Annotated in this window: 11 protein-coding genes; 6 read left to right on the top strand and 5 right to left on the bottom strand. The window is 38.9% G+C overall.

The annotated features are described in order from the left end of the window. The first annotated feature begins 36 nt into the window (after positions 1-36). The 4 genes from folA to I6F48_RS13965 all read left to right on the top strand — a co-directional run bounded on the left by folA (position 37) and on the right by I6F48_RS13965 (position 2,825). Positions 37-528, top strand: a complete 492-nt coding sequence (folA, locus tag I6F48_RS13980; protein ID WP_197119675.1) for a type 3 dihydrofolate reductase — start codon at positions 37-39, stop codon at positions 526-528. A gap of 78 nt (positions 529-606) precedes the next feature. Further along, positions 607-984 (top strand): DUF3718 domain-containing protein, encoded by a 378-nt coding sequence (locus tag I6F48_RS13975; protein ID WP_007586082.1) that lies wholly within the window; start codon positions 607-609, stop codon positions 982-984. Between the two features lie 294 nt (positions 985-1,278). After that, positions 1,279-2,163 carry a UTP--glucose-1-phosphate uridylyltransferase GalU gene (gene galU / locus I6F48_RS13970; RefSeq protein ID WP_007586080.1) on the top strand — a complete coding sequence of 295 codons (885 nt, stop codon included), beginning with the start codon at positions 1,279-1,281 and terminating at the stop codon, positions 2,161-2,163. Positions 2,164-2,351: 188 nt separating this feature from the next. Further along, complete coding sequence (locus I6F48_RS13965) at positions 2,352-2,825, top strand: peroxiredoxin (protein ID WP_007586078.1); 474 nt, start codon at positions 2,352-2,354, stop codon at positions 2,823-2,825. Between the two features lie 104 nt (positions 2,826-2,929). Here the strand turns inward: I6F48_RS13965 and I6F48_RS13960 are convergent, their stop codons facing one another. Further along, the gene (locus I6F48_RS13960) at positions 2,930-5,056 is read right to left on the bottom strand and encodes a S8 family peptidase (RefSeq protein WP_165727155.1); all 2,127 of its coding nucleotides are present in this window, start codon (positions 5,054-5,056) and stop codon (positions 2,930-2,932) included. Between the two features lie 328 nt (positions 5,057-5,384). On the opposite strand from I6F48_RS13960, the gene I6F48_RS13955 reads away from it, so the two are divergent. After that, positions 5,385-6,569: an NAD(P)/FAD-dependent oxidoreductase gene (locus tag I6F48_RS13955; protein WP_197119674.1), complete on the top strand. Its 1,185-nt coding sequence runs from the start codon at positions 5,385-5,387 to the stop codon at positions 6,567-6,569. A 2-nt stretch (positions 6,570-6,571) separates the two neighbouring features. Here the strand turns inward: I6F48_RS13955 and I6F48_RS13950 are convergent, their stop codons facing one another. The 4 genes from I6F48_RS13950 to coaBC all read right to left on the bottom strand — a co-directional run bounded on the left by I6F48_RS13950 (position 6,572) and on the right by coaBC (position 12,671). Then, positions 6,572-7,675: a GGDEF domain-containing protein gene (locus I6F48_RS13950; RefSeq protein ID WP_165740667.1), complete on the bottom strand. Its 1,104-nt coding sequence runs from the start codon at positions 7,673-7,675 to the stop codon at positions 6,572-6,574. A 167-nt stretch (positions 7,676-7,842) separates the two neighbouring features. Beyond that, positions 7,843-10,638 carry a S9 family peptidase gene (locus I6F48_RS13945; RefSeq protein WP_197119673.1) on the bottom strand — a complete coding sequence of 932 codons (2,796 nt, stop codon included), beginning with the start codon at positions 10,636-10,638 and terminating at the stop codon, positions 7,843-7,845. A 140-nt stretch (positions 10,639-10,778) separates the two neighbouring features. Further along, positions 10,779-11,366 (bottom strand): nucleoid occlusion factor SlmA, encoded by a 588-nt coding sequence (gene slmA, locus I6F48_RS13940; RefSeq protein ID WP_007581932.1) that lies wholly within the window; start codon positions 11,364-11,366, stop codon positions 10,779-10,781. Positions 11,367-11,477: 111 nt separating this feature from the next. Beyond that, entirely contained in the window at positions 11,478-12,671 is a 1,194-nt protein-coding gene (gene coaBC / locus I6F48_RS13935) for a bifunctional phosphopantothenoylcysteine decarboxylase/phosphopantothenate--cysteine ligase CoaBC (protein ID WP_197119672.1), read from the bottom strand. Positions 12,672-12,814: 143 nt separating this feature from the next. Between coaBC and radC the strand changes: the two genes are divergently transcribed. Beyond that, complete coding sequence (radC, locus tag I6F48_RS13930; RefSeq protein ID WP_024598926.1) at positions 12,815-13,489, top strand: RadC family protein; 675 nt, start codon at positions 12,815-12,817, stop codon at positions 13,487-13,489. Positions 13,490-13,551: the final 62 nt, after the last annotated feature.

Raw genomic sequence — 13,551 nt, 5'->3', positions numbered from 1 at the left:
TTTCTTTGTTTAAGAATAAAGTACTAGGTGTTTATTATGATAATTTCAATGATTGCAGCAATGGCAAATAACCGTGTAATTGGCCTAGATAATAAAATGCCATGGCATTTACCTGCGGATCTTCAGCATTTTAAAAAAATAACTACGGGTAAACCTGTGATCATGGGTCGTAAAACTTTTGAGTCAATAGGCCGTCCTTTACCTGGGCGTCGTAATATTATTATTACTCGAAACAGCGAATATACTGCACAGGGTATTGAAGTGGTAACCACACCAGAGGCCGCACTAGAACTGGTTTGTGCTGTTGAAGAAGTAATGATTATTGGTGGCGGTAATATTTATGAGCAATTTTTACCAAAAGCAGAACGCTTGTATTTAACCTTTATTGATTTAGATATTAAAGGCGATACACAGTTTCCTGATTACAATAAAGTTGCTAATTGGGGCGTGAAAGAAGAGCAAGAAAACCTCCCTGATGAAAAAAACAAATCTAGTTATAAATTCGTAACTTTGTATAAAGAACATTAACATTATTGCGTAATTTTTGATAGATTGATATAATATTTGATAGTCTATATAAGAACAAAGTATTATAAAGGGTTTGTCATGTTTAAATTACCAAAGCTAGTTGCACTTACTGCTGTTGTCGCTGTAAGTTCTTTTTCGTATACAGCACCTGCAAATGCTGAAGATCAATTAGCAGTATCTATTTGTGAATATATTGCGGCAGACGATAAAAACCGATTACGCAGCAAGCTTAAAAGCTCTCGTGTAAAAATTCGTAATATTTATGATGCAGTACAATGCAATGGTAATAACTTATTACGCCATGCTGTTGCTAGTAATGCAGTGGATACTGGTGAGTATATAGTTAAAAACTTATCAAAAAGTGCGTTAACAGATGGTGCTGATATTGCTTGGGCTGAAGGCAACTTTGCTAGCTCACCACTTATTGCAGTGATTAAAGATCGCGCTGGTCTTTAATTATAAAAAGGTTTTATAACTCTACCTTCAGTAAGGTATTGTTAAATATTGATTAGTCTGAAGTTGTTATTAATAACAATCTCAGGCTTTTTTATTTAGCTAATGTAATCTCACCCCCCCAACAAAATCATTAATAAGTTCACTATTTACCTATCTATTTTATATTCCCAAAGTGTAGAGTCTTCACTTTAAAAGCAGCTTCAAATTTACTCCTTCAAAAGAGGTAACTTTATTCAGCTGGTATCTATTTTGTATCTGCTAGTTTATTTACAAACTTAATCACTAAGGATAGATATGAAAGCTGTAATTCCAGTAGCAGGCTTAGGGACGAGAATGCTCCCTATGACAAAAGCTATTCCAAAAGAAATGCTCCCTATAGTTGATAAACCTCTAATTCAATATATTGTCAGCGAATGTGTATCTGCCGGTATTAAAGATATTGTATTAGTTACACACAGCTCTAAAAATGCAATCGAAAACCATTTTGATACAAGTTACGAGCTAGAAGCTACTCTTGAAAAACGTGTTAAACGTGCTTTATTAGATGAGATTCGCTCTATTTGTCCGCCTGATGTCACCATTATGAGTGTACGCCAAGGTGAAGCTAAAGGGCTAGGGCATGCTATTTTGTGTGCTAAGCCAATAGTTGGTGACGATAACTTTGTAGTGCTCCTGCCAGATGTGATACTTGATGCTTATACAGCGGACCAAAAAACTGAAAACTTAGCGGCCATGATTAAACGCTTTAAAGAAACTCAAGCAAGTCAAATAATGCTTGAGCCAGTAGCTAAAGAAGACGTTAGTAAATATGGTATTGCTGATATAAACGGTGTTGAGTTAATGCCAGGTAAAAGTGCTGCAATTAAAGCAATGGTTGAAAAACCTGATGCAGATTTAGCACCTTCAAATCTTGCTGTTGTAGGGCGATATGTACTGAGTAAGAATATTTGGCCTCTACTTGCAAAAACGTCTGTAGGTGCTGGCGGTGAAATACAACTTACAGATTCTATTGACGCATTAATGGCACAAGAAACTGTTGAAGCATTCCATATGAGTGGTCGCTCTCACGATTGCGGAGATAAGTTAGGCTATTTAAAAGCAATTGTCGAGTACAGCATGCGGGATAAAAAGTTAGGTAATGACTTTTCTCGCTTTATAAACGATTTGAATTTACCTTAACTACAGAGCAATAAATTTTATGAAAACTATAGAAGCTAAAATAGTTTTCATAAAATGTAGTGAACGCGGTCTATAAACCTTTGCTAGACTACTCTGGGTTACTAAGTTAGTTACACTTTACCTACACTGTAATAGGTTACGTAGTATGATTGTTACTTATTCTGTATTGATCTTTTAAAGGAACCACCATGATTGAGCAAGGCCAAGAATTACCATCGGTTACGTTAACGCAATTAACTGACGACGGTATGCAATCTCTTACAAACAAAGAGTTGTTTGAAGGTAAAAAAGTCGTGTTATTTGCAGTGCCAGGTGCATTTACACCAACGTGTTCAAATGCACATCTACCTGAATTTATTACTCTTGCTGATAAAATTAAAGCAAAAGGTGTTGATGCTATTTACTGTGTATCTGTTAATGACGCATTTGTTATGAAAGCATGGGGCGACTCGCAAAACGCGCAAGAAATTACAATGCTTGCTGATGGCGATGGAAGTTTCACTAAATCGTTAGGGCTTGATAAAGATACCGCTAGTTTTGGTGGTTTACGTTCAACGCGTTACGCTATGATTGTTGAAAATGCAGTAGTAACTGGTTTATTTGTAGAGCAAGACAAAGAGTTTGTTGTAAGCCGTGCAGAATCAGTACTAGAGAAGCTATAACAGTAATAAAATGTAGGTTTTAGCTTTAATTAATCAGCTACTTACTATTTAAAAACCGATGTTGGAAACAACATCGGTTTTTTATTTACGGCTCAAATTTTAAATTACGGTTGGTATTGTCCGCTAAGTGTTAAACCAGAGAAAGTGCTATAGGCGTTAACGCTTAAGTGCCAAGTACCTGCTTGTGGATTGGTAAATGTACATGTTTCTGCGTTGCCATTTTTATAAGGGCGACAATCGTACGTAGTGGTTGTTGGTTGGCTGCCATATTTTACAAATAAGTCTGCATCGCCACTTCCACCCGACGTTGTTACTGTAAAGGTACTCATTCCTGCAGGTACATCTAACGTGTAATGTTTCCACTGACCAGTATTGGCTGTCACATCGCTTATAGTGCCGCCGCCTGCTTGTGGAGTGCCTGTACCGCCACCAGACGATGAACCACCAGTAATATTACCTACCAAGCTCACAGCTGAATACGCAGAGTAGCCGTTAAGCATTACGTGGTAAGTTCCCGCAGTAGGGTTATCAATAGAACACTCTTCGCTATTACCGCCTTTATAAGGGCGACAGTCATAGGTAGTAGTTGTAGGTTTACTGCCCGCACGTACGTATAAATCAGCATCACCAGTACCACCACTCATAGTGAATGTTACGTTAGTTGCACCGCTTGGTACGGTCATAGTGTAAAACGCTTGTGCATTTGCAGCCCCACTTAAACCTGTTTTAGCTTCACCATTAATAAGCTCGCTATCACCGCCTGTAGGTGGAGTAGTGCCGCCACTTGCAGCTGCAACAGCTGCGGCTGCATCAACAATACCCGTACCACAGCTAGTACATGTAGCAGGGAACGAACGGGTTGTTGATTTTAAAATACTTTCTATTTCGTCAGGCGTTGCATCTGGTTTTGCTTGCTTAATAAGTGCCGCAACACCTGCTACGTGAGGCGCAGCCATTGATGTACCTTGCGAATAACCGTAGCTGTCGCTTGAAGGTGTAGACGAACCTGAGTTATAAGTTGATAGAACACCCTCGGAGTCGTTTGCAAAACTTTGCGCGCCACCCGGTGCTGCAACATCAATATTGCTACCGTAGTTTGAGTAATAAGCTCGACCGCCATTACGACCTACTGATGCTACGTTTACTACACCATTACAGTTACCTGGGTTGTAGTTTGCGGAGTTATCGTTATCGTTACCTGCAGCAATAACTACCACAGTGCCGTTACTACGCGCGGTGTTAATTGCATTTTGAGTTGTAGAGCTACATGAACCGCTGCCACCTAAACTCATATTTATTACATCTGCAGGGTTTGAGTTAGCAGGAATGCCTGAAACACTTCCGCCAGATGCCCAAATAATACCATCTGCAATATCAGAGGTTAAACCACCACACTTACCAAGTACACGAACAGGCACTACTTTTGCGTTATAAGCTACGCCTGCAACACCTTCACCGTTATTGGTTACCGCAGCAACTGTGCCGGCTACGTGCGTGCCGTGCCAGCTAGAGTTTTGTGCACCGTTAGTGCCACATTCATTCGCAGCAACTGCATCACCAGGATCACGTGCATCGCTATCGCGACCACCGCCATCGTTAGCTACCGATAGGTTAGAGATCATATCGTAACCCGGTAAAATGTTAGCATTTAAATCGGCATGTGGGCGGTAACCCGTATCTAGTACAGCTACAACTACACCGCTACCCGTTGCGGTATCCCATGCAGTAGGTAAGTTTAAACCACCGGCTTGCTCGTAGTAGTGCCATTGGTCATCAAAGCGTGGATCGTTAGGAGTTGAAAACGGCTTTAACATTTGATCCACTTCAATGTATTCAACATTGCCTGAATCAACCATTTCTTGCATAAACTCTTGGGCCTCTGCCGCACTTAATTTTTTATCAGCACGCATTACGTGGTGGTTATTAAGTGCCATTGCACGAATATATTTTGCTTTTACTTTGCCTTTTTTAGAAGCGAAGTTTTTAACAAAGCTCTGTGCGCGCTTTTTCATGCTAGACGGGTTTGCGTCAGCAGTTGAAAAGCTCGCCATTTCGTTATTATTTTTATATTTAATAATGAACTGAGTTTCGAAACTGCCTTGGCTTTGTAGTTTAGCCGATGTTTCAGCCATTGAACTTGAAACTGATTGAGCCATGCCAGATGTTGCTGCAAAAAGCGTACTAACTGTAATTGCAATTGCGCATCTTTTAAAAGTTTTACTAGTTGTCATAATTATCCCTAGATTTTTATTTATTATTTCGTGATATAAGATCACGATGCGGGAATAAAAGTAAACGATCTGTTAACCAGGTTAAAATATCAATTTATTATGTACCTCTTTCATTTAGTTATAACCCAGGTTTTTAGCGGTTTACTCGTTGTTTAGTATTTGTCATATAAATTAAAAATAAGTATAAAGGATTGTTTTATTGTGAGGGTAATTATTCCCCACTTATTACTGATGTGTTTTTGTTGTGTTATTACTAATAATTCAAATGCTGCGTTGTTAGCTATTAAACTTTGCTATAATCGAGCAAATTTTTTAATGAGATAAATAAATGACCCAAGTAGATGTAATTGTAATAGGTGCGGGAGCAGCAGGATTAATGTGTGCAGCGCAAGCTGGATACCGTGGCCGAAGCGTTACAGTACTTGATATGGGGAAAAAACCAGGTCGTAAAATTTTAATAAGTGGTGGTGGGCGTTGCAATTTTACAAATGAAAATGCAACCCCGGATAACTACCTATGCACAAACTCTCATTTTGTTAAATCATGCTTAAGTCGTTATACACAGCATGACTTTATTGAGCTGGTGGACAGACATGGCTTGGCGTATCACCATAAAACACTAGGCCAGCTTTTTTGCGATAACAATGCACAAGACATTGTTGATATTTTACTAACCGAATGTGAGTGGGCCGGAGTAAATATAAAGCTACGCAGTGAAGTGATCAGCGTATCAAAAACCGAAACCGGCTATAGCGTTACCACAGAGCAAGAAACCTTAAGCTGTGAGTCGTTAGTTATAGCATCAGGTGGCTTAACCATGCCAAAACTAGGGGCTACACCAATAGGTTATAAAATTGCAGAGCAGTTTGGGTTAAATGTATTACCAACCATGGCAGCACTTGTACCATTTACTTTGCACCAGCACGATAAAGACCGTTTTGAAGGACTTTCGGGAATTAGTATCCCATGTGAAGTTTCAAGCGAAGATGGCTCCGTATTTAAAGAAAATATCCTCTTTACTCACCGAGGGTTATCGGGCCCTGCAATATTACAAATAAGCTCATTTTGGCGAGCAGGGCAGGCTGTTACTATAAACCTATTACCTGAAATAGATTTAAGGCAACAACTTGCTGATTGGCGTGAAACACAAGCTCAAAAGTCGTTAAAAAATAGCCTTGCGACTATTTTACCTAAACGCTTTATAGAAGTACTGCACGAAAGCAAAGCGATTCCAGATTGTAATATTAATCAGCTTACCCATGCTCAAATAGATGAGCTGGTAAATTACATTCACGCTTGGCAAATTAAACCCAATGGCACAGAGGGCTATAGAACAGCTGAGGTAACATTGGGCGGTGTAGATACCGACGAGTTGAGCTCAAAAACCTTTGAAGCCAAAAAAGCCAAAGGCCTATACTTTATCGGCGAAGTAACCGACGTAACAGGTTGGTTAGGGGGCTACAATTTTCAGTACGCCTGGAGCTGCGGATTTGCTTGTGGGCAGTATGCTTAAGTTTAGGCTATAGACCCATTTAAGTAAGTTGATTGAGCGATAACGGTTGAATCGTTATCGCTAACACATACTTTATTGCGTCCATTATTTTTAGCCTTATATAGCGCAGTATCAGCCCTCTCCAATAGTTTTAGCACTGTATCGTCTTTTTGTATCGTTGCTAACCCAATACTTATAGTAAATGCTATATTTGTAATGCTGTTTTCGGCAATATATTTTCTCAGGTCATCAGCTTTTTTAGCGCTATCATTTAAAGAGGTGTTCGATAAAATAATCGTGAATTCTTCTCCGCCCCATCGCGCAATAAGTGCATCATTTCCCATACGCATTTTTAATATTTTAGAAAATTCAGTGAGTACGTTATCGCCAACTAAATGCCCGTAGGTATCGTTTATATTTTTGAAGTGGTCTATATCGCAAATAAGTAAGCAATGCGGGGTTTTAAAAACGTCATTTTTAGCAATTAACTGTGATAATTCAAAATCAAATTTTTGCCTGTTATAAAGCCCCGTTAACTTATCGGTTTCTGCTAAGTGTTGAATTTCTAAGTTACGGATAGATAATCGAGTGTATGCCGAAAACCGTGTTTTTTCGTAAAATCTAAAAATTAAAATATGAGCAAGACTTACCTCTATAAGATTAAATAAAGAGCCTAAGCCAATTGTTACGGTTTGCTGTTGTTGTAAATACACAAGATACGCACAAATAGTAAAGGCGACTGCACTAAATAGACTTCCCCAGTTTCTTCCAACTAAAAAAAAGCTAAAAGGCGGGATTAACGTCGCCCAAAATAAAGAATGCGCATGCCCACCTACAGAAACCACAAACATCATAATTAAGCTAACGACCATAAGGGTAACAGCCCACGCTGCTGCATTTACGTTGGCTGTTTTATTAAACCAAGTATAAATACCTAACGATATAGTAAGTCCTAAGGCATCAATTAAAGCAATGTCATAGCTTTTAAAATAAAAAAGATTGAGGAGTGTTAAAACTAAAAAGTAACATGTAGTTATTAGTAAAGAGTGAGCTATTAAGCGAGTACGCCAAAAATCCTTATGGTCTTTTGGGTATTGTGGAAACTCTTTGTACCAAAAACCTAGCATAATGAACGACTCTTTAACCTCTGAATTTAGTGATTATTACTTATATTAGGCTTTTGTTATAGTTTTTTACTTTGATTAAAACGCTTATATACGGTGGTGTTTATAAAAGTTTAAAGATCATTACAGCATTTTTCAAAGGTATGAAGGACTAGGTAGTGACTGATTACTTAAATGTAATATGCCTCGCCTTGTGTCATCCACTTTGCAGCTGGTTTGCCTTTTAAGTAATGATCAAAGTACTGCATCATACGTACTGAAAAATCGACCTGATTAGGAAATTTTTTCAAGTGGTGTGGTTCACCCTCGTATTGTAAAAATGTAGCATCTTTTCCTGCACGGCGTAGCGCTAGGTAATACTGCACGCTTTCATGCCAAGGCACTGCATCATCTTTGTCGCCAGACATGATTAAAATAGGCGTATTAACTTTGTCTGCAAAAAATACCGGTGAGTTTTCTATATAAAGCTCTGGTGCTTCAAATAAGTTTTTACCTATACGGCTTTGCCCTGTTTCGTATTGAAATTGACGTGCAAGACCTGACTTTAAACGTATGCCACTATATGCGCTGGTCATGTTTGATACTGGCGCACCTGATACAACCGCTTTAAACATATCTGTTTGGGTGATCATAAACGCACTTTGATAACCTGCCCAAGAGTGACCCTGCAAACCAATTTTATTTTTATCAGCTATGCCTAAATCTATTAATTTTTGGGTGGCGTTTATCATGGTTTGCGTTGACGATTTACCCGGGTGACCTATTTCAAAACGAATATCAGGTAAAAATACCGCATAACCGTTTGAGGTAAACATAGGGAAGTTAGGGCGATGGTTTAATTCCATTTTAGGAAAATCAAACATGCGCTGACTCATGTAACGGTAAAAATATACAACCACAGGCACTTTATCGCCTTTTTTATATCCCGCTGGTTTTATTAATACGCCTTGTAGGTCTTCGCCATCAAATCCTTTATAGCTTATTAGCTCTGGTTTTTCGCCCCACGCAAAATTACTAATTTGTGGGTTTAGCGTGGTCACTTGTTTTGGTACGCTAAAGCTAAAATCAGTTTGGTAGTAATCAGGAAATTGGCTATAAGTTTGCTCGGTAAATATGTATTTATCAGCAGTTTTTGCTTTTTTAACTACATCAAAGCGTTTATTACCGCTAAGCACGTTAGTGATTGTGTTAGTGGCTAAGTCGAGCTTTGCCACTTCGCTTTGTTTAGTTTGTAAATTAATAGCAGAGACAAGCAATGTATCGCCTTTTTTAAAGCCCACTTGGGTTTTATCAAGCTTAATAACACGGTACTGTGTATTGCTTTGCTTACCATTAGTTAAGCGTTTAGCTTGCTGCGTTTTTACGTCAAACGCCCAAATATCGTATTTACTATAAGCAAGCACTTGGCTGCTATCGGTCATCCAACCAGCAAAACCATAACCAGGTTGGGTAGATGGGTAGTCGTGTTTGTCATCAGCAAAGGTTGCCTGAATAGCTTTTGTAAGCGGTGTTACTTTATTATTTTTTAAATCTTTTAGCTGTATTTGGCTATCGTTAAAATAAGCTGCAAATTCACCATTTGGTGCAAGGCTTGGTCTAAATGGATAGTTGCTAATAATGGGGGTTTGCTTACCTGTATTTATATTTACTGCAAAGTAATCAGTAAAAAAACCGCCGTACATTATTTTTTCTAGATAGGGGATGTTAGATGAGCCAAGTAAAGAGGCATCTCGCTCAGGGTTCAGTGCAACTTCAGGCATATTAGTGGTACTTAGCTGCACCACTTTTTGCGAGTTAACGTGATATACCGCGCTGTAATGGCGATTTTTATTAACTTCGTTCCATTGCTGTTCTTCACGCGGTTTTATTTGCGCATCGTTGTTGTGCCATACATCTAAACCTTTATGTTCACGTATGGTATCAAAGTCGTACAATGAGGCCTCGTCGGTATATTCTTTGGCTTTTACTTTAGCTGCTAATTTTGGATGGTTTTCAAAATATAAGCGCTCGCCATTTTCTGACCATTTAAGGGAAGCTGTTTTACCTAGAGTCCATGTTTTATCAGGTGAAGTTATTGTTGAAAGTTTATCGTTTTTATATAGCTGTAAACTGTAGCTACGGCGACGCGTATCATCATTTACATAGTTACCTAATGTAAACACTGCAATATTGTCAGTTGGGTGCCACGCTATTTTATTTGCGATTACGCCTGGTTCATCAATTAATACGCTGCTATTAAATTCACCTAGCTCAATTAACGCTATTTGGTTGTTATTACCGTCGCTGTAACTTTGGCTCACTAATAGTTGGCTGTTAGCTGAGTTAATAGCGTAGCTAAATACGTTTTCGATTGTATGGCTACGTTTATCAGATAAATTTACAATAACAAGCGCATAGCTCTTATCTTTTTTATCGGGCGTGATAGCGTTATCTTCTTCGTTTTTAGTACTATCACTTTTAGTATTATCGTTTTTAGTACCTTCGGTTTTATCTTCTGCTTTTTTGTCATCGTCTTTTTTATTTAAACGATAAGCAAGCCACATTCCGTCATCTGATAATGTGTAATCTTTTACATCAGCAAAGCTTTGTTGGGTACCTGATTGTGTGTTTACGAGTACCAAGTTATTTTTAAGGGTGTCTTTTTTTTTGGTTGTTTCTTTTTCAAGTAAGGTAGGTACTTGCGTAAAAGCGACCCAGTTTGCTGCTTTATTAATATGAGGCTTAGTGCCGCGCTCTACTTCTGCAATGAGTGTATTGCTTTGTAGTGAGTAAACTTGGCCTGTTGCATTACCACGATACGGCGTTGCACTAAAAGTGAGTACTTGACCATTGTCAGACAGTTGCGTGCTTTTAGCTGATTTAAAACCAAATACATCTTTAAATTGTAGCGATTCTTTAGCGTGTATGGCGGCGCTAGTTAAGCTAGCAATGAGTGCTGTGCTTAATAGGGTGAGTTTTGTTTTCATTATTGATTCTCGTATTATGACATGGTTTCATTGTAACGAGTTTGGCTCACAATTCGAGCGGATCAGATAAATGGCAGTTACATACGACAAAACGACCCGTAGGTCGTTTTTTAGTATTTAATTTATTAATTTAGCAATAATTACAGCCAAATTTTTTGTAGCTCAAGCCATTGTTTTTCAAATTGAACACTGGGTTTTGCTTTAAAGTCGCTGCGTACAAACTGATTCATTTTTCCTTCAACGTAGGCTAGTAAAAAGTTTGCAAGAGTAAGCTCATCACTTTGGAAGTTTTTACCTTCACGTAATTTACGCTCACGAAGTACTTGTTTAAACTGAGTTTCTAGTTTTTCAAACAGACTTTGTACACGCTCGCGTAAACGTTCCTGCTCACCTTGCAGAGCATCGCCCGTTAAAATACGGGTAATGCCTGGGTTTTTTTCAGCAAAGGTTAGAAGTAATAATAAAATGTTGTAAATGCGCGTTTGGCTTTCTTTTTCGTTTTCAATAATAATATTTATACGAGATAAAAGGGTATCTTCAATAAACTCAATTAAGCCCTCAAACATACGCGCTTTGCTCGGAAAATGACGGTACAGCGCGGCTTCAGATACGCCTACTTCAGCAGCTAGTTTTGCTGTAGTGATGCGTTGACCTAAATTAGTTTCTAACATTTGTGCGAGTGCTTGCAGTATTTGCTCTTTGCGATTACTTCTTTTTGTCGCAGGCATGAACATTCCTTTTTATTAGTTATTCTTAGTGGCGCAGTTAAGAACCCTAGTCATTTTTTGTTCAAATGAATGGCGTATGTTAATGTTTTATTCAGTTTGTTTCCAGACTTTTTATAGATGTTTAGCCAGCTGTTCGATCACCTTGCGAGCTATTTCTGTTTTACTTGTTGTTGGTAATTCTAGTTGTTCATTATGCCAGTACAGTGTTAAAGCATTATGATCGGAATTAAACCCTAAGCCACTTTTTGATACGTCATTAGCGCAAATCATATCTAGATTTTTATTTTTTAGTTTACCTTTAGCGTAGCTTTCTACATTTTGAGTTTCGGCGGCAAATCCAACAGTATAAGGGCGGTTTTGTTTAAGGTTGGCAATAGCTGCAATTACGTCAGGGTTTTTAGTTAAAGTAAGGGTCAGTTCGTCGCCTTGTTTTTTCATTTTTTGAGTCGCAATTTCTGCTGCTCGATAATCTGCAACAGCGGCGCAGCCTATAAAAGCATCTGATTGTGGCGCATAGGTAAGTGACTCAGTTAATAACTGCTCAGCGCTTTCAATATTTATTAAATTCACGCCAGTAGGGGCTTTAATGTTTACAGGGCCTGAAATTAAGTTAACCTCTGCACCGAGTTGCAAAGCGGCCTCTGCCAGTGCATAACCCATTTTTCCAGAGCTGTGATTTGATATAAAACGTACCGGGTCGAGAGGCTCTCGCGTTGGGCCTGCTGTTATTGTAATTGTTTTTCCTGCAAGTAATTGCGGTTGCTCTTTTGCTATACATAGCGCAACTAGCTCATGTGGCTCTAACATGCGTCCAGCGCCTACATCGCCACACGCTTGCTCACCTTTCCCTGGGCCCCAAATAAGTACGTTGCGTGCTTTTAATGTGGCCAAATTAGCTTGTGTAGCTGCATGTGCATACATTTGTTGGTTCATCGCTGGTGCAACTGCGACTTTTGCAGGCGTTGCTAGCAGTAGCGTTGTTAGTAGGTCGTCAGCAATGCCGGCTGCCATTTTAGCAATAATATTACACGTCGCTGGGGCGACTAAAATTAAGTCAGCCCATTTTGCAAATTCAATATGCCCCATTGAAGCTTCAGCAGAGGGGTCAAGTAACGAGTCAGATACTGTTTCGCCACTAACGGCTTGCATAGTTAAAGGGGTAATAAAGTGCTTAGCTGATTCAGTCATAACCACTTTTACTTCACAACCAGAGTCTTTTAATCGCCTAACGAGCTCTGCACATTTATAAGCTGCAATGCCGCCGGTAATGCCTAGTACAATTTTTTTGTTTGTTAAGTTAGTCATGGTTGTTCATCAGTCTTATTAAATATTGCGCTTAAAATAACAAATCTTTACCCGTACAGCGAAGTTTTTTAATTCGAAATAACAGGCTAAATTTCAAATTTGCATTACATTTATAAGACACTTTCGCCTCTCAAGGATGAATAATGCAACTTACTTCACTACCAAACTCACTGCGACCTCGTGAAAAATTGATCGCGAAAGGGGCTAAGGCGCTCAGCGATGCAGAGCTTCTTGCCATATTTTTACGAACAGGGTTACCGGGAATGAATGTTATTGAGTTGGCTCAGCATTTATTAAACGAGAATAAAACACTGCATAATTTGTTTAATGCCAGTATTGAAGAGTTTTGCTCTCAAAAGGGGTTAGGGACTGCTAAATATGTACAGCTACAAGCTGTGTTAGAGCTAAGCCAACGTTATATGCAGGAGCGTTGCCAACGAGACGCCGTGTTTAATTCGCCAAACTCAGTTTACGATTATCTGACCATTCAAATGCGAGGCTTGCAGCAAGAAGTATTTATGGTGTTATACCTAGATAGCCAAAATAGATTAGTAAAAGACGAGATACTTTTTTATGGCACAATTAATTCTGCCAGTGTTTATCCGCGTGAAGTGGTAAAGGCTGCCCTTAAAAATAATGCAGCCGCTGTTATTTTTGCGCATAATCATCCAAGTGGTATTGCAGAACCGAGCCAAGCAGACAAACTTATTACTAATAAATTACAGCAAGCACTGCAATTGGTCGACATAAGTGTGCTCGATCACATCATTGTGGGCGGAGAAACGTGTGTTTCGTTTGCCGAGCGAGGCCTGATTTAGCTTTGTTAGATACAGAAGTGTGTTAAAAATGAGCTGTTTAACGTGTTTTGGCAAATTAGTTT

Origin of the sequence: Pseudoalteromonas sp. SWYJ118, assembly GCF_015864505.1 — a bacterium.
Classification (GTDB): domain Bacteria; phylum Pseudomonadota; class Gammaproteobacteria; order Enterobacterales; family Alteromonadaceae; genus Pseudoalteromonas; species Pseudoalteromonas arctica.
This window is presented reverse-complemented; position numbering and strand designations above follow the sequence as displayed.

Coding starts and splice junctions, on each gene's coding strand:
- folA (WP_197119675.1), top strand. CDS start 37: ATGATAATTTCAATGATTGCAGCAATGGCAAATAACCGTGTAATTGGC.
- I6F48_RS13975 (WP_007586082.1), top strand. CDS start 607: ATGTTTAAATTACCAAAGCTAGTTGCACTTACTGCTGTTGTCGCTGTA.
- galU (WP_007586080.1), top strand. CDS start 1,279: ATGAAAGCTGTAATTCCAGTAGCAGGCTTAGGGACGAGAATGCTCCCT.
- I6F48_RS13965 (WP_007586078.1), top strand. CDS start 2,352: ATGATTGAGCAAGGCCAAGAATTACCATCGGTTACGTTAACGCAATTA.
- I6F48_RS13960 (WP_165727155.1), bottom strand. CDS start 5,056: ATGACAACTAGTAAAACTTTTAAAAGATGCGCAATTGCAATTACAGTT.
- I6F48_RS13955 (WP_197119674.1), top strand. CDS start 5,385: ATGACCCAAGTAGATGTAATTGTAATAGGTGCGGGAGCAGCAGGATTA.
- I6F48_RS13950 (WP_165740667.1), bottom strand. CDS start 7,675: ATGCTAGGTTTTTGGTACAAAGAGTTTCCACAATACCCAAAAGACCAT.
- I6F48_RS13945 (WP_197119673.1), bottom strand. CDS start 10,638: ATGAAAACAAAACTCACCCTATTAAGCACAGCACTCATTGCTAGCTTA.
- slmA (WP_007581932.1), bottom strand. CDS start 11,366: ATGCCTGCGACAAAAAGAAGTAATCGCAAAGAGCAAATACTGCAAGCA.
- coaBC (WP_197119672.1), bottom strand. CDS start 12,671: ATGACTAACTTAACAAACAAAAAAATTGTACTAGGCATTACCGGCGGC.
- radC (WP_024598926.1), top strand. CDS start 12,815: ATGCAACTTACTTCACTACCAAACTCACTGCGACCTCGTGAAAAATTG.